Annotated in this window: 16 protein-coding genes and 2 pseudogenes; 13 read left to right on the top strand and 5 right to left on the bottom strand. The window is 55.9% G+C overall.

Annotation, left to right across the window (positions count from 1 at the left end):
• Nucleotides 1–114 precede the first annotated feature (114 nt).
• The 4 genes from CGA22_RS10805 (at nt 115) to CGA22_RS10790 (ending at nt 3,944) form a co-directional block, all read left to right on the top strand.
• Entirely contained in the window at nt 115–456 is a 342-nt protein-coding gene (locus tag CGA22_RS10805) for a DUF6124 family protein (RefSeq protein WP_041022630.1), read from the top strand.
• A gap of 91 nt (nt 457–547) precedes the next feature.
• Nucleotides 548–2,032, top strand: a complete 1,485-nt coding sequence (locus CGA22_RS10800; protein ID WP_041022636.1) for a hypothetical protein — start codon at nt 548–550, stop codon at nt 2,030–2,032.
• A gap of 118 nt (nt 2,033–2,150) precedes the next feature.
• Nucleotides 2,151–2,984 (top strand): oxidoreductase, encoded by an 834-nt coding sequence (locus tag CGA22_RS10795; RefSeq protein ID WP_041022629.1) that lies wholly within the window; start codon nt 2,151–2,153, stop codon nt 2,982–2,984.
• A gap of 21 nt (nt 2,985–3,005) precedes the next feature.
• Complete coding sequence (locus tag CGA22_RS10790; protein ID WP_041022628.1) at nt 3,006–3,944, top strand: AraC family transcriptional regulator; 939 nt, start codon at nt 3,006–3,008, stop codon at nt 3,942–3,944.
• On the opposite strand, the gene CGA22_RS10785 is transcribed toward CGA22_RS10790, so the two are convergent.
• On the bottom strand, nt 3,941–4,831 hold the full coding sequence (locus CGA22_RS10785) for an EamA family transporter (protein WP_041022627.1): 891 nt from the start codon (nt 4,829–4,831) through the stop codon (nt 3,941–3,943). The genes CGA22_RS10790 and CGA22_RS10785 overlap by 4 nt on opposite strands.
• Nucleotides 4,832–4,862: 31 nt before the next feature.
• A complete protein-coding gene (locus CGA22_RS10780) occupies nt 4,863–6,086 on the bottom strand; it encodes an MFS transporter (protein WP_041022626.1) in 1,224 nt (407 codons plus the stop codon).
• Nucleotides 6,087–6,241: 155 nt separating this feature from the next.
• Here CGA22_RS10780 and CGA22_RS10775 point away from each other — a divergent pair, with 155 nt between their 5' ends.
• Nucleotides 6,242–6,697: a winged helix-turn-helix transcriptional regulator gene (locus CGA22_RS10775; RefSeq protein ID WP_041022625.1), complete on the top strand. Its 456-nt coding sequence runs from the start codon at nt 6,242–6,244 to the stop codon at nt 6,695–6,697.
• A 55-nt stretch (nt 6,698–6,752) separates the two neighbouring features.
• Here CGA22_RS10775 and CGA22_RS10770 read toward each other — a convergent pair whose 3' ends face one another.
• Nucleotides 6,753–7,166 carry a tautomerase family protein gene (locus tag CGA22_RS10770; RefSeq protein ID WP_041022624.1) on the bottom strand — a complete coding sequence of 138 codons (414 nt, stop codon included), beginning with the start codon at nt 7,164–7,166 and terminating at the stop codon, nt 6,753–6,755.
• A 152-nt stretch (nt 7,167–7,318) separates the two neighbouring features.
• Here CGA22_RS10770 and CGA22_RS10765 point away from each other — a divergent pair, with 152 nt between their 5' ends.
• The 8 genes and pseudogenes from CGA22_RS10765 (at nt 7,319) to CGA22_RS10735 (ending at nt 17,957) form a co-directional block, all read left to right on the top strand.
• Nucleotides 7,319–8,230 carry a LysR substrate-binding domain-containing protein gene (locus CGA22_RS10765; protein WP_041022623.1) on the top strand — a complete coding sequence of 304 codons (912 nt, stop codon included), beginning with the start codon at nt 7,319–7,321 and terminating at the stop codon, nt 8,228–8,230.
• A 473-nt stretch (nt 8,231–8,703) separates the two neighbouring features.
• Complete coding sequence (locus CGA22_RS10760; RefSeq protein ID WP_041022622.1) at nt 8,704–10,437, top strand: type I restriction-modification system subunit M; 1,734 nt, start codon at nt 8,704–8,706, stop codon at nt 10,435–10,437.
• Nucleotides 10,427–11,752, top strand: coding sequence for a restriction endonuclease subunit S (locus CGA22_RS10755; protein WP_041022621.1), 1,326 nt, complete (start codon nt 10,427–10,429; stop codon nt 11,750–11,752). Before CGA22_RS10760 ends, CGA22_RS10755 begins: the two co-directional genes overlap by 11 nt.
• Nucleotide 11,753: 1 nt before the next feature.
• On the top strand, nt 11,754–12,692 hold the full coding sequence (locus CGA22_RS10750; protein WP_041022620.1) for a COG2958 family protein: 939 nt from the start codon (nt 11,754–11,756) through the stop codon (nt 12,690–12,692).
• The gene (locus tag CGA22_RS10745) at nt 12,689–13,741 is read left to right on the top strand and encodes a YhcG family protein (RefSeq protein WP_041022619.1); all 1,053 of its coding nucleotides are present in this window, start codon (nt 12,689–12,691) and stop codon (nt 13,739–13,741) included. The genes CGA22_RS10750 and CGA22_RS10745 overlap by 4 nt, the downstream gene beginning before the upstream one ends.
• A complete protein-coding gene (locus CGA22_RS10740) occupies nt 13,738–16,860 on the top strand; it encodes a type I restriction endonuclease subunit R (protein ID WP_041022618.1) in 3,123 nt (1,040 codons plus the stop codon). The genes CGA22_RS10745 and CGA22_RS10740 overlap by 4 nt, the downstream gene beginning before the upstream one ends.
• 185 nt (nt 16,861–17,045) lie before the next feature.
• Nucleotides 17,046–17,195, top strand: a pseudogene (locus CGA22_RS27420) (HNH endonuclease); the annotation flags it as partial.
• 3 nt (nt 17,196–17,198) lie between these two features.
• The gene (locus tag CGA22_RS10735) at nt 17,199–17,957 is read left to right on the top strand and encodes a hypothetical protein (protein WP_262928115.1); all 759 of its coding nucleotides are present in this window, start codon (nt 17,199–17,201) and stop codon (nt 17,955–17,957) included.
• 14 nt (nt 17,958–17,971) lie between these two features.
• On the opposite strand, the pseudogene CGA22_RS27130 reads toward CGA22_RS10735, so the two are convergent.
• Both CGA22_RS27130 and CGA22_RS10730 read right to left on the bottom strand, forming a co-directional pair.
• Nucleotides 17,972–18,245 (bottom strand): annotated as a pseudogene (locus CGA22_RS27130) (hypothetical protein).
• Nucleotides 18,246–18,543: 298 nt separating this feature from the next.
• Nucleotides 18,544–19,746 carry a hypothetical protein gene (locus tag CGA22_RS10730; RefSeq protein WP_041020199.1) on the bottom strand — a complete coding sequence of 401 codons (1,203 nt, stop codon included), beginning with the start codon at nt 19,744–19,746 and terminating at the stop codon, nt 18,544–18,546.
• Nucleotides 19,747–19,894: the final 148 nt, after the last annotated feature.

The raw sequence follows: 19,894 nt of genomic DNA, 5'->3' as shown, positions 1-19,894 counted from the left end.
ACCCTCGGGTGCGCCGGTTTCCTAACGTCCCGGTCGACTAACCTGCGTACAGCCGCCACCCCACCTCGTTTAGTCGCGAGCAGTGGCGGCTCCAACTGACGTTAGGAGCACTCCATGGACAAACTCATCCCAGACCCACCCGTCCCACCGCTGCACCTGGACATCGCCGCCGATGCCAACGCCGAGCGCGTCATCGATTCCTACCTGAACCCCAAACCCAATCCACCCGACAAGCAACCGGCCCCAGACCAACTGTTCACCATCGTCCAAGGCGTGGATGCAGAGAGCCTGTTGGCCAACCTCAGCGAAACCCTGGCCTCCGCCAACGTTATGGCCGGGGATCTGGCGTTCGAGCTGGACGGTTCCCGGCGGCATTTTGCGTTGGGCCTGCAACAGTTGATTGAACTGGGCCAGCTCCTGGCGAACCGGGCGCTGGACGTGGTCGATCCCAGGTAAAACGAAGGTGTTCGGGTTTGATCGATGGGTGTCGATCAAACCCGTTTTTTGCGGCAGCATACGCCGCATGTTCCCTTCGGATTCCTGGACCGTGCCGACTTCCAACCGCAACGCCCTGATCGCCCGACTCGCGGCCGCACCGGATGACATCGCTACGCGAGTTTCGCTTTACCGCGACCTGCTCGACGCCGGCGAGGCTTCGCTGGGCGGCGTGCAGGTCGCCGCCGGCCTGTACGATCCGGCCGCCATGGCCGTGGTTGCCGAGTTGGACGTCGCGGTGCACAGGCATCGTCCGGGGCCGCTGTTGCCACAACTTCGCGGATTACCGGTCGATCATCTGGAACTGGAGAACGCCGAGCCGCAGTGGCTCGACGCCTTGGCCGGGTTGCCGCTGCGTACCTTGGTGCTTGGCAGCCCGAGGTTCAGCTGCGACCAGGCGCTATGGCGGCGTCTGCCGGATGCAGCCCTCGAGACCTTGGAGATCAGCAATTTTTCCCGCGACGATGACCTCACCAGTCTTCCTTCCCTGGAGCGCCTGCGTCGACTGAAACTGGACACCTACGGCGAAGATTTCGACGACCGTTTCCTCAGGCAACTGGGCAGCAACAGCAGGCTGCAAGCGTTGTCGTTGAACCGTTGCGATGAAGTGACCGACGACGGTCTGCTGGGGCTTTCGCCACTCCAGTTGCGCTCACTCTCGTTGGAGCGTGTCGGGCAACTGACCGCCCGTGGGGCGGCGCATCTGTGCAGCCATCCCCTCGAACAGCTGTCGCTGGGCTGGAACAGCAAGATCCTGGAGGATCCTGCCTGGCTCTGCGGTCTAACCGGGTTGCGCTCCCTGAGCCTCGATGATTGTTATGCATCCGATGCCACGCTCAACGCCATTCGGGATCTTCCGATCGAGCGGCTATCGCTGCAGTCTTCGTATCTGTGCGAGGACGACCTTGAGCTGCTAGAAGGCATGCCCTTGACGGACCTCGATCTCAAGGCCTCTCGACAAATCATCGAGCGGCTCGACGTGCTGCACGCGTTCCCCTTGAAGCGGTTGGGGCTCAGCGATGTGCAAGGCATCGACGCGCAGACATTGCGTGATCTGGAGGGGCTCGGCCTGGAATCGCTGGACCTGTCGTTGAACGAGGTGAGCTGGAAGATGCTGAAGCAACTGGCCGGCCTGCCGCTGAAGCGGCTGAATCTCAGTTTCTGTCAGGGCATGGATGGTAAGACATTGCGCAAACTGACCGAGCTGGGCCTACCGTTGGAGCAACTTGAAATCAGTGGCCTGGACCTGCGCGATGCCGACCTGGCCTGCCTGCGCAACTTGCCGCTGAAGCGCCTCGGCTTGTACGAAAGCCCTTGGCTGACCGACGCCGGCGTCGCCCATCTTGCGGGGCTGCCGTTGCGGGACCTGACCCTTGCGGCGGGGCCGGGGGAATCGCAGCTCACGGCCGCCATGGTGCCGGTGCTGGAGCGGTTGCCGCTGGAGAGATTGTTATTGAGTAATTGCTCGGGGATCAGCGCAGAGGGTTGGGATCGCTTGGCACGGTTGTCGGCCCACGTGAGCGGGCCTGGTATTTGACGCCCGTACTTTAAATCCGGGCCTCGATAGAAATAGGCAAGGCTCCCAGGCAAACCGGCATAGGTGCTCCACTTTTCGATAGCTACCATAACCCCGTACCTATCGATTGGAGCTCGCCATGCACAGCAGTAAAACCCTATTCATCACCGGCGTGAGCAGTGGCTTCGGCAACGCCCTGGCCCGGGAGGCACTTGCAGCGGGTCACCGGGTCATCGGAACCGTGCGCAGTGACGCGGCCTTGCAGGCCTTTGAGGAGCTTTCAGCGGATCGTGCCCACGGCGTCATCCTGGATGTCACGGACTTCGACCGGATCGACAGCGTTGTCGCGGCGACGGAGGCCGCTCATGGTCCGGTCGATGTGTTGGTCAACAATGCCGGCTACGGGCATGAAGGCATCCTCGAAGAGTCGCCGCTGGAGGAGATGCGGCGTCAGTTCGACGTCAATGTGTTCGGCGCAGTGGCGGTGATCAAGGCGTTCCTGCCTTACTTCCGCACGCGCCGCGCTGGCCACATTCTCAATATCACCTCCATGGGGGGCACCATCACGATGCCGGGAATCGCTTACTACTGCGGGAGCAAGTTCGCCCTAGAGGGCATCTCCGATACGCTGAGCCAGGAACTGCGCCCGTTCAACATCTTCGTCACAGCCGTCGCGCCCGGCTCGTTTCGAACGGATTGGGCAGGTCGGTCGATGCGCCGCACCGCGCGTAGCATTGCCGACTACGACGCCAGTTTCGATCCGGTACGCAGGGCACGCGAGGAGAAAAGCGGTAAGCAGCTCGGCGATCCACAGAAGGCCGCGCAAGCGATGCTGCAAGTGATTGCTAGCCCGACGCCACCGGCGCATGTGTTGCTGGGCAGCGATGCGCTGAGCCTGGTGCGGGGCAAGTTGAGCCGTGCGGCCAACGAGATTGATCAATGGGAAGCGCTGACCCGTTCGACCGACGGTTGACCGGCAAGCAGGAGGATATCGATGACTGAGGCCGACTCACGCACTTCGCGGATGGTGCAGTTGATGGAGAAACTGGCGCCGGTCGAGGGCTACAATCTCAGCGCGCTGGAGGACATCCGCTTCCTGCGTTCGAACCGGCCGCTGGCGCGTACGCCGGTGTTGTATGACCCCGGTATCGTGATCCTGTGCCAGGGGCGCAAGCGCGGTTATCTGGGCGATGACGTCTACGTCTACGACGCCCAGCACTATCTGGTGGTGTCGGTCCCCGTGCCGTTTACCATGGAAACCGACGCCAGCGAAGCCGAGCCGATGCTGGCGGTCTACATGCGCCTCGACTTGCAGTTGGCCAGCGAATTGATGCTGCAGGTCGACGAAGCACTTGGCCCAAGCGATGCCCCGCCCAAGGGCATGTACGCCTCGCCCATGGACGATCAGTTGTGCGCCTCGACACTGCGCTTTCTTGAAGCCATGAGCCATCCGGGCGAAGCGCAGATACTCGGGCCGTCGCTGATACGGGAGATCTACTACCGCATCCTCACCGGCGAGCAAGGAGGCTCGATGCGCGCCGCGTTGAGTCGCCAAGGGCACTTCGGCCAGATCACCCGCGCGATCCGGAAAATCCACAGTTGCTACGCGGAACGTCTCAGCGTCGAGGCGCTTGCCCGGGAAGCCAACATGAGCGTGCCCACCTTTTACCTGCACTTTCGCAACGTGACGGACGCCTCACCCATGCAGTACTTGAAGTCAACGCGTCTGCATCAAGCGAGGCTGCTGATGCTGCGCAACGCGATGAGCGCTTCGACGGCGGCGTTCAACGTCGGCTACGAAAGCGCCTCGCAGTTCAGTCGTGAATTCAAGCGTCTGTTCGGTCGGGCGCCCCAGGCTGAGATCGAATGGATGAAGGCGACTTATGCCTTGCCGGCGCCGTCCGGGTCGTCGAGTTATGTTTCGTCGCATTAGCGTGGGTTCGGAACGGCAAACATGGCATTGAAAATACGCTGCCCATAAAGGCCGACGGCCAGGCCGAGCACGATCAGCACCACCGCCAGCACCTTGTTCAACGACACACTTTCGTGGAAGACGAAGACCGAACCGAGCATCCCGAAAATCGGCACCAGCAACGACAATGGTGCCACCGTGGACACCGGGTAGGTCTTGAGTAACGAGTTCCATATCCAATAGGCGAACAGGGTATTGGGGTAGACCTGGAACAGAATCGACAGCACGGCGGTCGTGTCTACCTGCTGGATGAATGAGCTATAGCCGGCGCTGCCGTTGATCGCATAGTCGAGGGCGAACAACGGGATCGGTGCGAAGGCGCTGGACCAGACCAGGAAGCCGAAGACATCCCGAGTACTGGCCTTCTTGTTGATGATGTTGGCGACGCTCCATGCGGCCGCGCCAGCCAGCACCAGAAGCACCCCCGACAGGCTGACCGAGCCGTCGCTGATCATGATGATGCACAAGAGCCCGCCGAGGGCGATCAGCATGCCCAACACCTGGAAACGGGTGAGTGCTTCCTTGAACACCCACCCGCCCAGCAGCAGGGTGAAGAACGCGCTGAATTGCAGGATCAGGGAAGCGATGCCTGCCGAGAGTCCAGCCTTGATGCCCAGGTTGACCACCCCCCACAAGCCGATGCCGAACACCAGTCCGTATCCGATGAGGTAGCGCCAGGGCACATCGGGCTTGCGGATGAAGAAGATCGCCGGCAGCGCACAAAGGCTGAAGCGGATGCCCGCCAGAATGAACGGATCCACGGTGGCCAACCCCAGTTTGATCACCGAGAAATTGATTCCCCAGATTGCCGTGATCAGTACAGCCAACGCTAAGTGCCATGGTTTCATTGATGAGTCGCCTTGATGAAGGTGAGCGGTGTCACGCTGAAGTCAGCTGCAGGTACAACCAATACAACAGGGCCATGCCACTGATGGCTGCGCCCAACAGGCAAACGCTCACCCAACCGAAGTGCGCGTAAGTGTAAGTGGCAGCAATCGCGCCCAAGCCGCTGCCGACTGAGTAAAAACACATGTAGGCGCCCACCAGGCGACTTTGCGCATCGGGCCGCGCCGCGAAGATCAGGCTCTGGTTGGTCACGTGAACGGTTTGCACGGCGAAGTCCAGCAGGACGACCCCGACCACCATGCCCAGCAACGAGCTTTCAACCAACGCGGTGGGCAACCAGGACAAGGTCAATAGCCCTAGGGCAATGCCTGTGGTGCGATTGCCGAGCCCTTGGTCGGCCAATCGCCCGGCGCGCGTAGCGGCCAAGGCTCCCGCTACTCCGGCCAGACCGAACAGGCCGATCTGGGTATGTGAAAGCGACAGTGGCGGCGCGCTCAGCGGCAGCACCATGGCGGTCCACAGCACGCTGAATGCCGCGAATATGAGCAAGGCAAAGGTGCCTCTGACGCGCAGCGTCCGCTCTGTCAGATACAGCTGCAACACCGAGCGCAGCAACTGCCAGTAGTTGCCCCTGGTCGGCGGCGTTGTCGATGCCGGCATGGTTCGGTACAGCAACCACGCCATGCCCACCATCAAGATTGCCGACCCGAAGTAGACGCCTCGCCATCCGGCCAGGTCGGCGACTGCGCCAGAGACGAAGCGGGCGAGGAGGATGCCCAGCACCACGCCACTGGTCACGGTACCGATGGCCTCCCCGCGCTGCTCCGGGCTCGCCAGTGTGGCGGCATAGGCGACCAACGCCTGCACCACGACCGCCATCAGGCCGACCAGTACCATCGCACCGAGCAGCATGCCCCAACTTTGCGCCAGCCCTACCGCGCACAAGGCCACGGCCGATAGCAGCAGCTGCGTCAGAATGAGTCTCTTGCGATTCAGCAGATCGCCCAAGGGGACGATGAACAGCAGGCCCACCGCATAGCCCACCTGAGTCGCCGTGACTACCACACCGACAGTGCCGGGTTGAACCGACAGGTTGGTGGCCATCGACTCCAGCAGCGGTTGCGCGAAATAGACATTGGCCACAGCCATCGCGCAGGTGATGGCGAAGAGAAATGTCTGATGACGGCTGAGGGTGGCTGCACCTGCCCGAGGTGTGGGTGTGCTGGCTCCTACTGTTCCTTCGGCTTCGACGTCCATGTTCCAAGGCCTCTCAACTTAAACGTCTTCTTTAGACTGGTTTCAAAACAAAACCGATTCATTGTTTTCTAACAAACCAGGTTTTAATATGCAACCAGTTTTTCCGGCGCTAGAGCGTCCTCATCAACACGTTGTCCAGGAAGGTGGGAGAGATCATGGCCAGACAGGCATTGCTGGCGCAGAGCGAATGCCCCGTGGCGCGGACCCTTGAAGCCATCGGAGATCGTTGGGCGCTGATGATCATCCGCGACGCTTTCGATGATGTTCGGCGTTTCAGCGAGTTCCAGAAACGCCTTGGCCTCGCCAAGAACATCCTGGCGGTAAAGCTCAAGATGTTGGTCGAGTTGGGGATATTCGAAATCCAACCGGCGTCCGACGGCAGCGCCTACAAGGAATATGTACTCACCGAGATGGGGCGCTCCGTGTTTCCCATCGTGGTGAGCATGCGCCAGTGGGGAGAGCGCTTCCTCTTCAACAAGGGCGAGCATTATTCGGTGCTGCTGGACAACGACTTGTCGGAGCCAGTCGAGACCATCACGGTCCGTTCAAAGGCGGGCAGGGTATTGGCTGCGCAAGATTGTCACCGTCGGGTCGTCAAGCGGGATACCTGACCGGCCAAGCCCCTGAGGCAGTCGCGTCCCTCAGAGGGCTACGCAAACCTGGCCCCTACCCGACAGCGGCATCGCCAGTTTGCTGCACCAACGCCATTGCGAACTTGCCCAGGCCCACCGACCAGTCCGAATAGTCGTTCTCATGCATGAAGATGAAAATATCCTGCGGACGAACCTGCGCTTGAGCGCCGAGATGGTCAGCGATTTTTTTGTACAGGTCCCGTTTCATCGCGTCACTGCGACCCCTGCGCAGCGTGATTTCAATCACGACGAGCTTGTCTGAACGAGCGACGCCGTTGAAGGTGCGGCTGTAGAAGAACTGCTCCGGATCATAGTCGGTGACCAGGTTGAACAGTTCATCCTCAGGCATGCCAATGCTCTCGACCAGCGCTTGATGGATGCCATTGACGATGTGTTGGCGTTGCTGCGGGCTGGTGCCCTTGATGACGGCTGTTCGAACGAATGGCATTGTGAGTCTCTCTCAATTGCTTTGGGTGGTTCCTGCCGTTCCGGCATCCAGGACAGGCAGCCGAATGTGCTAGGACAGGGGGGATTCTGCAAAAACGGGGCAGGCCAGGAAAACGATTAATGGGCTCGGAGTAATTGAGTTAAAGTCACTTAATGAAACGTCGCCTACCCCCATTGAATGCTCTGCGCTCCTTCGAGGCCGCCGCCCGGCTGGGAAGAATGACGTCTGCCGCCGATGAACTTTCGGTCACGCCCGGAGCGGTGAGTCGCCAGGTACGCCAGTTGGAGTTGAGTCTTGGGGTAGAGCTGTTCGAGGGCACCAAGAACAAACCGCAACTCACCGCCGCCGGCAAAGAACTCCTGCCGGACCTCACGGCTGCGCTGGATCAGATCGAAGCCGCAGTGAGCCGAATCAGGGATACCGCGACGGGTACCCTGGACGTCTCCTGCTTCAGCACCTTCACGGTCAAATGGTTGATCCCCCGCCTGTTCGATTTCAATGTGAAGTACCCGGACATCAAGGTTCGCTTGAGCTCCTCAGGCGACACGACCGATCCGGGGCGTGATCGGTATGACGTGATGATCACGGCTGAGCAAGCGCCGCTGAGTGCTCAGGAAAACACCCTTCTGCTGTTCCCTGAGCGATTGGGCATCGTCCTGTCACCCGCGTTATCCGCGCGTATCCAGTTGACTGAACTCAGTTCGATTTTCCGGCACCCACTCCTGCACACCAAAACGCGCCCGAATGCCTGGGCAAACTGGGGAGATGCGATTGGCTATCAGGCCAGTGCACCGGCCGGCCTGGAGTACGAGCATTACTATTTCACGTTGGAGGCCGCGATTGCCGGGCTGGGGATCTGCGTCGCCCCCTGGCACCTGGTGGCTGACGATGTTCGTCTTGGCCGGTTGTTGGCACCGTTTGGGTTTCATCAGAGCAGCTATTGGTATGTGGCGAAGCGGGGTTTGGAGCGTAGTAAGAAGGTGGAGTTGTTTTGTGGGTGGTTGGTGGGGGAGGCGGAGCGGGATGGGGTGCCGGGGTCTGGCTATGGGCGGGCGCGGGAGTAGCTCAGACCGTAGGTAGCGGATTTTTAACGTGTCGGAATGCCGTGGGGGGCTGGAAGGTAGCTGGGCATGGAGTTATGGGCATGAAACCAAGACGGTTTTTCAGCACCATGAAGTACCAGAAAACGGCGAAGCCCGCACTGGGCGGGCTTCGCTGGGCCGGGGTAAGTTGAATTGGCTAAGTAGGCTGTTGATTTGTTGAGTGAATTTCAGCTTGATTTTTTTGGTTGGAATACCAATTGGAATACCGTTTAAATCGCGACGAGCTTTCTTGATGCCTCGCAAGCCCGCTGGACTGACCCCGATTCAGGGCACTCACTGCCTTGCGAGGTTGTACGCGTTCTTTTGGTCGTTACAACTCAGACGAAAGGTGTGGTGACCCGTTATCATGCGGGCAATCTTCGCCTGAACCTCTATGATCGGGTTTTTCAATTTTTACCACGCAATTCATCTGCGTCGAATGTAGGAAGTAGTCCATGACGGATCAAAAGGGTGTCGAACAGACCGCCAGCAGTCTTGCTGAAGAAGCGCTCAATCAGGCACGCGTTCGTTTTTCGTCCAGCGAAAGTCCTGTCACCCCAGAGCCTGAGTCGGTAAAGAAAAAGCCTGGGCGCAAGGCCGCAGCCCCTCAGACCAGTAATACCCTGCAGGATCTGCAAAAAACGCTATGGGCTACTGCAGATAAGATGCGCGCCAACATGGATGCTGCTGAATACAAGCACATCGTCCTCGGCCTGATCTTCCTCAAATACATCTCTGATAGCTTTGCTGGTCGCCGTGCGGAGCTGGTGCGACGTTTTGCTGATGCCAACGACGACTATTATCTGGACAGTGAAGACGCTGAACTACTGGTTCAAGAGCTGGAAGAGCGCGATTACTACAAAGAGGTGAATGTGTTCTGGGTGCCTGAAGTGGCGCGTTGGGAGTCAATACGTGCTGCTGCGAAGCAGGTGGATATCGGCAAACGTATCGATGATGCCTTGTCTGCCATTGAGGCGGAAAATGCCAGCCTGAAAAACATTCTGGACAAGCGCTACGCTCGGGCACAGCTGCCTGATGGCAAGCTCGGTGAATTGGTTGATTTGATCTCGACTATCGGATTCGGTGGTGACGCTAACCAAGCTCGCGACTTGCTTGGTCAAGTCTATGAGTACTTTCTTGGCCAGTTTGCTAGTGCCGAAGGTAAGAAAGGAGGCCAATTCTATACTCCTGCGAGTATCGTTAAGACTCTGGTTGCGGTGCTCAATCCCCATCACGGTAAGGTCTACGACCCCTGCTGCGGTTCCGGCGGTATGTTTGTGCAGTCTGAAAGATTCATCGAAGCCCATGGCGGCAAACTTGGCGACGTTTCGATCTATGGTCAGGAGTCCAATCCGACCACCTGGCGTCTAGCGGCGATGAACCTAGCCCTTCGCGGCATCGACTTCAATCTCGGTCGTGAACCGGCCGATACCTTCGTTCGTAACCAGCATAGTGATCTGCGTGCTGATTTCATCTTGGCTAACCCCCCTTTCAATGTCAGTGATTGGTGGCACGGTAGCCTAGAGGGTGATCCGCGCTGGGCTTACGGCACTCCGCCGCAAGGCAACGCCAACTACGCTTGGCTACAACACATGCTATTTCACCTCAAGCCCAGCGGCCGCGCAGGTATTGTTTTAGCCAACGGCTCGATGAGCTCCAACCAGAACGGTGAAAATGATATTCGTCGCGCTATGGTGGAGTCCGATGTGGTGGAGGTAATGGTGGCGCTGCCTGGACAGTTATTCTTCAACACCCCGATTCCTGCCTGTTTGTGGTTTTTGGCCAAGCAGAAAGTTACTCGGCCCGGCGAAGTGCTATTTATCGATGCCCGAAAAGTTGGTACCAATGTAAGTCGGGTGCAGATTGAGCTATTGGAGAGCGACATTGAGCGCATAGCTCGAACAGTGGCCAATTGGCGTGGGGTTCCGCTGGATGTCGATGGGGAAATTGGCGAGTACGTTGACGAGGCTGGTTTCTGCCGTAGCGTCCCTCTCACAGAAATAGCTGATCATGGCCATGTGTTGTCTCCAGGTCGCTATGTTGGCGCCGTGGCAGTTGAGGATGACAACGAAGTGTTTGCTAACAAGATGCAGGAACTCACTGCCTTGCTTGGAGAGCAATTGGCTAAGGGCTCAGAAATCGATCAGTTGATCCGCCACAAGCTCGCGGGGTTAGGTTATGAATTCTGAGTGTGGTCAGGAGATTTCTTTAAAGGATGCTGTTCAGTTCATTGTCGATAACAGGGGTAGAACTGCACCGACGGTAGATATTGGTATTGTGCTAATCGCTACAAATTGTGTGAGTAATCAAGATCTTTATCCAAAGAAGTTGAATGTGCGATTTGTATCGCAGGCTACCTATAACAACTGGTTCAGATCACATCCTTTGAGTGGCGACATCTTGTTGACAAACAAGGGCAGTCAAAATGGTGCTGTTTGTTTGGTTCCTGATCCTGTGGATTTCTGTATCGCTCAAGATATGGTCGCATTGCGTGCGGACCCGAAAAAAATTGAGCCTTTGTATTTGTTCGCAGCATTGCGGTCTGATTTAGTTCAGCAGAGAATAAAAGCTCTTAATGTGGATGCGGTAATCCCGCACTTAAAGAAAACGGATTTCGATAAGCTTTTTATTCCCCTGCCACTACGTAAAGTCCAACTCTGGATCGGGGAGTGCTATTTTGATTTATCTAGAAAAATTGAACTACTTCGCGAAACCAATATCACGTTGGAATCCATTGCAAAAGCGCTGTTCAAATCTTGGTTCGTTGATTTCGACCCCGTGCATGCGAAGGTGGAAGGGGTTAAACCAGAAGGCATGGATGCGGCGACCGCTGAGTACTTTCCGGATAGTCTTGATGAGACTGAGTGCGGTTTGGTACCCAGAGGGTGGAATATGGGAATTCTGGCTGATTTAGCTAACTTGAATCCAGAGGCTTGGACTACTAAAAACCGTCCTGCAACTGTGTCATATATCGATTTAGCGAACGCCAAAGAGAACGTGATCGCAGAGATTATGGAATACTCGTTTGAAGAGGCTCCGAGCCGGGCCAGGCGAGTTTTGCGTGATGGAGATACGATTATTGGTACTGTCCGCCCCGGAAATCGCTCGTTCGCTTTTATCGCGAATGCTGATAAAAATCTTACTGGTAGTACTGGATTTGCTGTTCTTAGGCCTATCCATAAAGAGAGTGCCGAGTTTATTTATCTTGCGGCTACATCTGATACCAATATTGAATACTTAACGCATATTGCGGACGGAGGTGCGTACCCTGCTGTGCGGCCGGAGGTGATTATCAGTCTTCAAAGCATCTTGCCAGGTTATGATGTGCTGCGCGCTTTTCATAATATTGCAGGACCAATATTCAAGAAAATCGCATGCAATCATCAGCAAGCTAAAACTTTTATCCAGCTGCGAGATACCCTCTTAACTCGCCTTATGTCTGACGGGTTTTGTTTGTCGGAATCGGAAATTTCCATCGAAAACACCTTGTTAGAGGTAATTTGATATGGCTCTGAACCTCCGTCAACGCATCGTCAATCGTCTGGAAAGCCTTCCTGATACCCAGCAGACCGCCCGCGAACTTGCTCAATGGATCTTCGAGCAGTTCCCCGCCGAATGCGCGGTCAAAAAAGCAGGTAGTGCCAGCTACATCCAGACTGACAGTGACTTGGTACAGCAACTGGTAGCGGAGATTTCTGGTTCACGCCCACGTTGGCAGCAGATGCATCCTCAGTTGAAAACAACCGAAGGCCGCCCCCGTCATTATTACTGGTCGGAAATGGACGCCAACGCTGAGGTGGCCGCGGCTGAAGGAGTAGCCCTCGCCACGTCAGGCCTCCCTGAGCCCTCGCTGTTGCGTGAGCACGCACTTTACCCATTGCTGGCCGAATACCTGCTGACGGACGATCAGCGGGTATACGCCATGCGGATTAGCGAAAAACGTTCCTCCAATCGTGCTGGCAGCGGTGGTAATGAATGGTTGCATCCCGATTTGGTGGGGCTGGAAGACCTGACCGCTGGTTGGACTCGCGAGTTACGCGAATGCGTCGGCGTGCAGGGCGAGCGCCGTGCCCGCATGTGGTCCTTCGAGGTCAAGCTGCTGCTCAATCGTTCGAATGCCCGCAAGAGCTTTTTCCAAGCCGTGTCCAACTCCTCCTGGGCACATTTCGGCTATTTGGTGGCAGGCACCGTTGAGGGAGACGGCACCCTCAAAGAGTTACGGATGCTCGCTTCGGCCCATGGCATTGGTGTGATACAGCTCGACGTAGAGAATCCTGCAGAAAGCCAAATCCTGATCCCCGCTCGCGAACGTAGCGAAATCGACTGGGATATGTGCAATCGACTGACTGAAGAGAACACCGACTTCGCCGAGTTCATCGGCCGTATACGCCGTTTTCACCAGACCGGTGAGGTGTCGGCCAAGGAGTGGGAGGCCAGTGAGTGACTAAAGAAACGATTTCCGCACTGCCCGAAGGCTACGCCGACTGGCTGACTCAACTTAAAGTCGATATTGCTCAATCTCGGCAACGTGCTGCACTGGCTATCAACGCAGAGTTGGTGCAGCTGTATCATCGAATCGGAGCGGAAATCAGGCAACGTCAGCAGGTTAACGCTTGGGGCGCGAAAGTCATTGAGCGATTGGCGCGCGACCTTTCCGATGCCTTTCCCGATATCCGTGGTTTTTCCAGTCGTAACCTCAAGTACATGGCGTTTTTTGCCCAGCATTGCCCTAATGCTCTATTTGGGCAGCAGCCTGCTGCCCAATTGCCCTGGTTCCATGTGGTGACCCTGCTGACCAAGCTGGCCAGCCCAGCCGAACGTGAGTGGTACGCACAGCAAACCGTCTTGCTCGGTTGGTCACGCAGCACGCTGGAGCAGAATATCAAGAACCGCTTGCAGCAGCGCCAGGGCGCGGCAGTCACTAACTTTGTTACACGTTTACCGGCTGCTGAGTCGGCGTTGGCTCACGAAACCCTGAAAGATCCCTACCTGTTCGACTTTCTCGGCTTGGGCGACGATGCTCACGAGCGTGATATTGAAGATGGACTGATCCGTCATATCACTCGTTTCTTGCTGGAGCTAGGCGCAGGCTTTGCTTTCGTCGGCCGCCAGTTTCGCCTGGATGTGGGCGGCGATGAGTTCTTCATTGATTTGCTGTTCTACCACACCCGCCTCAAGTGTTATGTGGTGGTAGAGCTCAAAGCAACGGCTTTCAAACCCGAGCACGCCGGCCAGTTGAATTTCTATCTCGCGGCCGTGGATGCGCAGATTAAAGCCGAGGATGACAAACCCACCATCGGCCTGCTGCTGTGCAAACAGCAAAACCGCTTGGTGGCCGAGTACGCTTTGTCGGGCATCGAAAAACCCATCGGCGTTGCCGAATACCAATTGCTGCGCGACTTGCCCGAAACCCTGGGCCGAAATCTGCCGAGCATTGCCGAGATTGAGGCCGAATTGGCCGGTGATCTGAACACAGGAAGTGAGTTGGAATGACCGAAGACCAATTGGAGCAGGAGACCCTCGGCTGGCTGGCAGAGGTGGGGTACGCCCATTTGTATGGGCCGAATATCGCTCATGATGGTGAGCAACCCGAGCGTGAAAGCTATCGCCAGGTGGTGCTGGCTGAGCGCCTGCGCAATGTCATGGCGAGGCTTAATCCAAAGGTTCCAGTAGCTGCGCGTGAAGATGCGTTAAAGCAGGTGCTAGAGTTGGGGCTGCCGGTGCAGTTGTCGGCTAACCGCTTGTTCCATCGCCTGCTGGTTGGCGGCGTACCCGTGCAGTATCAAAAAGACGGTGAAACAAGAGGCGACTTCGTTCGCCTGATCGATTGGGCTGATGTGAACGCCAATGACTGGGTGGCGGTCAATCAGTTCAGTATCCAGGGGCCGAAACACACTCGGCGTCCGGACATCATCTTGTTTGTTAACGGGCTGCCGTTGGTATTGCTCGAACTGAAAAATCCTGCAGATGTGAAGGCTGATCTGGGTAAAGCCTTTGATCAAATCCAGACCTATAAAGAGCAGATTCCGGACCTGTTCCAATACAACGAAGTCTTGGTGATTTCCGATGGTAGTGAGGCCCGTATGGGGTCGTTGTCGGCAGATCTTGAGCGCTTTATGAATTGGCGCACCATCGACGGCCAGGATCTCGACCCATTGGGGCAATTCAACGAGCTGGAGACATTGGTACGCGGTGCTCTGGTACCAGAGATGTTGCTCGACTACTTGCGTTACTTCGTTTTGTTCGAAGACGACGGCCGTCTGGTAAAGAAAATTGCCGGTTATCACCAATTCCACGCCGTTCGCGCTGCCCTTCAGCAGGTAGTGACGGCATCGCGTCCCGGCGGTAGTCATAAGGGCGGGGTGGTCTGGCATACGCAAGGTTCGGGCAAAAGCATCACCATGACGTGTTTTGCGGCTCGGGTGATGCAGGAAGCGGCGATGGAAAACCCAACCATTGTGGTGATCACTGACCGCAACGATTTGGATGGTCAGTTATTCGGGGTGTTCTCGTTATCCCAGGATTTGCTGCGTGAGCAACCCGTCCAGGTGGAGTCACGTGGGGACTTGCGTGCGAAACTGGCCAACCGTCCTAGTGGCGGTATCGTGTTCGCGACCATCCAGAAGTTTATGCCTGGAGTCGATGAAGACAGCTTCCCGGTATTGTCCTTGCGGCCAAACATTGTTGTTATCGCCGATGAAGCTCATCGCACTCAATATGGTTTTAACGCTGAGCTGAAAGTACCTGCGGGGCTTCAGGTTGCTGAGAGCAGAGCGCGTTATCAGGTTGGTTTTGCTCATCACCTGCGCAACGCGCTGCCGAACGCCACTTTTGTCGCTTTCACTGGTACTCCAGTATCCGGTGAGGACCGCGACACGCGCTCGGTTTTTGGTGAGTACATTCACGTCTATGACATGCAGCAGGCCACTGAAGATGGGGCGACCGTCGCCATCTATTATGAGTCGCGCTTGGCCAAACTGTCGCTGAAAGAGAGCGAGCTACCTACGATCGACGATCAGGTCGACGAGTTGGCAGAAGATGAAGAAGACGATCAGCAGTCGCGACTGAAAAGCCGTTGGGCCGCGTTGGAAAAGGTCGTCGGGGCAGAACCACGGATTCGGAGCATTGCGTCGGATCTGATCACACACTTTGAGGCCCGTAATCTGGGTCTGGCCAGTATGGAGCAGATGCCCGGCAAAGCCATGGTGGTCGCCATGAGTCGCGAGATCTGTGTGCACCTGTACAACGAGATCATCGCTCGGCGTCCGGAGTGGCACGACGAGGATCCGGAGAAAGGTGCAATCAAGATCGTGATGACGGGCAGCGCATCGGATAAGGCCTTGCTGCGACCGCATATCTATTCTGGGCAGGTCAAAAAGCGCTTGGAGAAGCGTTTCAAAGATCCACTGGATCCCCTCAAACTCGTGATTGTCCGCGATATGTGGCTGACCGGGTTTGACGCACCGTGCGTCCATACCTTGTACGTGGACAAACCTATGAAGGGCCACAACCTGATGCAAGCCATTGCCCGGGTTAACCGTGTCTTTAAGGACAAGCAGGGCGGCCTGGTGGTGGACTACATCGGCATTGCCAACGAACTGAAAGCCGCGCTGAAGGAGTACACCGGCAGCAAAGGTAAAGGCCGGCCGACGGTGGATGCTTACGAGGCCTACTCGGTATTAGAGGAGAAACTCGACGTTCTGCGCAGCCTGCTACATGGCTTCGATTACGGTGAATTCCTCACGGGGGGACACAAACTACTGGCCGGCGCAGCTAACCATATCCTGGGAATGGAGGATGGCAAAAAGCGGTTTGCCGATAACGCGTTGGCCATGGGTAAAGCATTTACTTTGTGCTGCACGCTGGATGAGGCCAAAGTTATTCGCGAAGAGGTGGCGTTCTTTCAGGCTATTAAAGTCATTCTGATCAAACGCGAAGTCAGTCAACAGAAAAAAACCGACGAAGAGCGCGAGTTAGCTATCCGACAGATCATCGGCAATGCAGTGGTCTCTGGTGATGTTGTGGATATTTTCGAGGCAGTGGGCCTGGAGAAACCCAATATCGGCTTGCTCGATGACGCGTTTCTCGCAGAGGTGCGCAACCTTCCAGAAAGAAACCTGGCAGTGGAGCTTCTGGAGCGATTGCTCGAAGGAGAAATCAAAAGCCGTTACAGCTCTAACCTGACTCAGGAGAAGAAATTCTCTGAGTTGTTGGGAAACGTCATCAAGCGCTACCAGAACCGTTCCATTGAAACGGCGCAGGTCATTGAAGAACTGATTGAGATGGCCAAAAAGTTCGCCCAGGCCAGCAAGCGCGGTGATGTGCTTGGGCTGAACGATGATGAGTTGGCGTTTTACGATGCCTTGGCGACTAACGAAGCTTCTGTGCGGGAGTTGGGCGATGAAATCCTGGCGAAAATTGCCCATGAGCTCACTGCTAGTCTGCGGGCCAATGTCAGTGTCGACTGGAGTAGTCGTGAAAGCGTTAGGGCTAAGCTGCGGATCTTGGTGCGGCGGATTTTGCGTAAATACAAGTATCCACCGGATAAGGCTGAGGATGCAGCGCAAATGATACTGGACCAGGCATCGAAGCTGTGTGAGGGGTGGTTATAGGGACAAGCATTTAACGTAGCTCTCGTTTCGGCCCAAAAAATATCGCCTTCGGTGACGATGGCACTTCGAGTGCTGGACCGAAAATGAAGATAAAAATCTGTATGTACAACTTGCCTGGCTTTTGCAAAGCGCACTCTGCACGCTATATAGTGCTTGCACCAGATAAGAATGGATTATAACAGCCTATGCTATGTATCTTTTGCGAATGCGACTCTACAAAATCTCGTAGTGTTGAGCACATCATGCCGGAGTCAATAGGCAGCAAAAGGCGTGTGCTTCCACGCGGTGTAGTCTGTGATAAGTGTAATAACTACTTTGCTCGGAAAGTCGAGCAGCCAGTGTTGACCCATTCATGGATGAGAAATATTCGAGCATGGCAGCAGGTTCCTAATAAAAAGGGGACATTCCCATCTTTGCTCGGCCATATTGCTGGGACGGATATCGCTGTTAATATGCGCCGTTTACCAAGTGGCGACCTTCAGTTTGACTCGGAAAACGAGCGCAACCGTCGTGATCTTCATAACGTAATGGCTGGCGGCTTTGAGCAGCCACTGATATTTACAATTGAGGACAATTCTCCGCAGAGAGAGATGTCGAGGTTTCTTTGCAAAATGGCTTACGAAACCTTTGCAGAGTTATTTTGTAAAAGCCCGCGGGGAACCTCCCATCTGAGCCGTGAGCCATTTCTTGAAAACGTGCGAAAATATGCTCGATATGGTGACAACTTTAAGGCATGGCCCTACTCACAGCGACGTGTTTTTCCACATGGCACTCTAATGAGACATCCAACAACCGATGAGTGGGTTCACGCTGGATTTGGCTGTGGACTTTTTATGAATAAGCGTAAGGAGACGCTTTTTGCGTTTCTTTTCTATGGCATCGAGTTTGTAATTAACGTTGGAGGACCATCGATTGCGGGCTATAACGAGTGGCTAGATGACCACTCAGGCATCAGTCCAATGGTCGAGCGTCTTGGATGCCATCTTGAGCTTGGGGGTGATGGGAAACATTACCTTCATGGTAGCTTTGAAGTCGCCCAAGGTTTGAAATTTGACAAAGAGCATGGGTACTTTTCTTACGATGCGACGACGGATTAAAAAATATTTGAGCGTTAGACTATAAAGGTTCCACGCTCTAGTCGTTTCCAGATCAAAAGCGCAGTTAGCCGATAATAATATCGAGTTGCGTCTGCGTGATCTTTGACGTGCTGGGTAAGAAACCAGTTCATATGTTTGATCTGCCAGGTCCATGGGTTGTCGCGTTGCCATCGAAGCTGGATGGCCGCTTATATAAATTTAGCTTACCGCAGATGTCTTCGCCTTGTGATCGTTCGAACCGGTCAGTGCGCCGCTCAGAAACAGCTTCATATCGAAGGGGTTTTTCAAGTTACGCCTCCAATGTAGGTCGAAACCACATCAATTCGGTTATGCCCGAGCTCAATGCTGATCTCTTGCAGCGCCTCCTTGAAGTTTGCTCGCTGCTAAGAAGCGTTGCCTTACGTTTAGAGGTATTCATCACTGAAATCCGCAGTCCCGAACCAATCCTTTGATCCTACATATAGCGTCACACTCAACGTTTAAAGTGACGCTTGGCCACCATAGGCGCCAAAGAGATCTACACCCAATTACCGAAAATAGCCCAGCAACCATGATTATGGTCAACCAGCCCGATCCCCCAATATGATCAGACTGCTTGGTGCGCCCCTTCCTTTAGGGACTCAATAATCGCAGCCGGCGTTGCCACTACTTCAGTGCCATAAGCCTCGGCTAGCGGCTGCAGTACGCTGCACATGTAGCGATCGGCACGGAAGTACGAAACGTAGGGGATGTACAGGGCATGAATTAGGTCAACAAAGTCACTGGCCTTCGGCTCTCGACCATTCTCCCCAAGCGACTTGTGAAGCGAGGTGTAAAAAGCGTTGACGCAGACGAAAAGGCCTGGACAGTAGCGCTCAATCAGCGAGGCGTCTTCGCACTTGAAGGCTTCAGGCAGCAGGCTTTCAAGCAGGTGATTCACGATGTCGAGCATTCCTCGCTTTTTCAGTTTCGTCCAGCGCTCGCCCCTGACACTGTGCATCGCCTCAGCACGTTCGGATTTCGACAGTTGAGCCAGCCGATCATTAAGGTCGTCAAGCGTCTGCTGGCAGCTTGCGAGGAGTTGCTGCGCCGGTTTCCTAACCCATTCAACAACTGCTCCCAGCTGGTGGTGGTTGTGGATGAACCACTGGGACATGAAGGTAGGGTCACGCAGGCTCTCCAGGAAGGCTTGGTCGGCTTGCGCGCGCGTGGCAGTGCCCAGCACATACCGCTTGAGAACTGCCGCATCGCGTTTACGCATGGGCACCTTCTTCAACAGCTCGGTGAAATCAAGCGTCTCGCCTGTGGTCTTCTCAAAGTTGCTGCTGAAACCACCCTGCTTGGACATGTTCTTCTGAAGGATCCGGCGCGCCTTGCGGTTCATCTGGTGCTTGTCCATCTCCTCCTGCATCATGCCAGGGATGTCTAACTCATCCAGCGGGCTCATCAGCGACCCCATGTCCGGGAACCAGCCACCGTTGGCATCCAGCACATCTACAGGAGCTGGAACGCGCTCCACCAGCCGCAACAGCTCAGCCTTCATCAGGCGATCGTAGGAAATCATCGTGGTGCGTCCACACAGCTCAACCATCAGCGCAGTGCGCACCACGCCTGCACTGGCATATTGCGCCTCCAAGGGCGACATTTCTGCGATGTGCGCCCCTGAATACACAAACATCACGTCCTTGCGCTTCTTGAGTGCTCTCAAGGCTGCTAGCTGCTGGCTCTGTGCGGGCTCCAGATGAGGGCGGGTGAGGTGTGAATAATCAGAGCTATCGAGGTAAATGACGGTTGGCTTGCTGGATTGCATTTCCCTGTCCTTGTCAGTGGAGCGCGCAGATGACAGCCGCGGGGGAGCAATCCCGGCCCTGCCGATCATCCGAGAAAAACTTCCGCTCCGCCAGCTTTCGAACTCGACACTTCAGTCTCCGCCCGGAGGCCAATCCAGAACCGTCGCG

Source organism: Pseudomonas sp. PSB18 (assembly GCF_014596565.1).
Taxonomy (GTDB): Bacteria; Pseudomonadota; Gammaproteobacteria; order Pseudomonadales; family Pseudomonadaceae; genus Aquipseudomonas.
The sequence above is the reverse complement of the archived record's forward strand: the minus strand, read 5'-3'. Positions and strand labels throughout refer to the sequence as shown.

Excerpts from the sequence above, each read along its gene's own strand:
- CGA22_RS10805 (WP_041022630.1), top strand. The coding sequence starts at position 115 with ATGGACAAACTCATCCCAGACCCACCCGTCCCACCGCTGCACCTGGAC.
- CGA22_RS10795 (WP_041022629.1), top strand. The coding sequence starts at position 2,151 with ATGCACAGCAGTAAAACCCTATTCATCACCGGCGTGAGCAGTGGCTTC.
- CGA22_RS10790 (WP_041022628.1), top strand. The coding sequence starts at position 3,006 with ATGACTGAGGCCGACTCACGCACTTCGCGGATGGTGCAGTTGATGGAG.
- CGA22_RS10785 (WP_041022627.1), bottom strand. The coding sequence starts at position 4,831 with ATGAAACCATGGCACTTAGCGTTGGCTGTACTGATCACGGCAATCTGG.
- CGA22_RS10780 (WP_041022626.1), bottom strand. The coding sequence starts at position 6,086 with ATGGACGTCGAAGCCGAAGGAACAGTAGGAGCCAGCACACCCACACCT.
- CGA22_RS10775 (WP_041022625.1), top strand. The coding sequence starts at position 6,242 with ATGGCCAGACAGGCATTGCTGGCGCAGAGCGAATGCCCCGTGGCGCGG.
- CGA22_RS10770 (WP_041022624.1), bottom strand. The coding sequence starts at position 7,166 with ATGCCATTCGTTCGAACAGCCGTCATCAAGGGCACCAGCCCGCAGCAA.
- CGA22_RS10765 (WP_041022623.1), top strand. The coding sequence starts at position 7,319 with ATGAAACGTCGCCTACCCCCATTGAATGCTCTGCGCTCCTTCGAGGCC.
- CGA22_RS10760 (WP_041022622.1), top strand. The coding sequence starts at position 8,704 with ATGACGGATCAAAAGGGTGTCGAACAGACCGCCAGCAGTCTTGCTGAA.
- CGA22_RS10755 (WP_041022621.1), top strand. The coding sequence starts at position 10,427 with ATGAATTCTGAGTGTGGTCAGGAGATTTCTTTAAAGGATGCTGTTCAG.
- CGA22_RS10750 (WP_041022620.1), top strand. The coding sequence starts at position 11,754 with ATGGCTCTGAACCTCCGTCAACGCATCGTCAATCGTCTGGAAAGCCTT.
- CGA22_RS10740 (WP_041022618.1), top strand. The coding sequence starts at position 13,738 with ATGACCGAAGACCAATTGGAGCAGGAGACCCTCGGCTGGCTGGCAGAG.
- CGA22_RS10730 (WP_041020199.1), bottom strand. The coding sequence starts at position 19,746 with ATGCAATCCAGCAAGCCAACCGTCATTTACCTCGATAGCTCTGATTAT.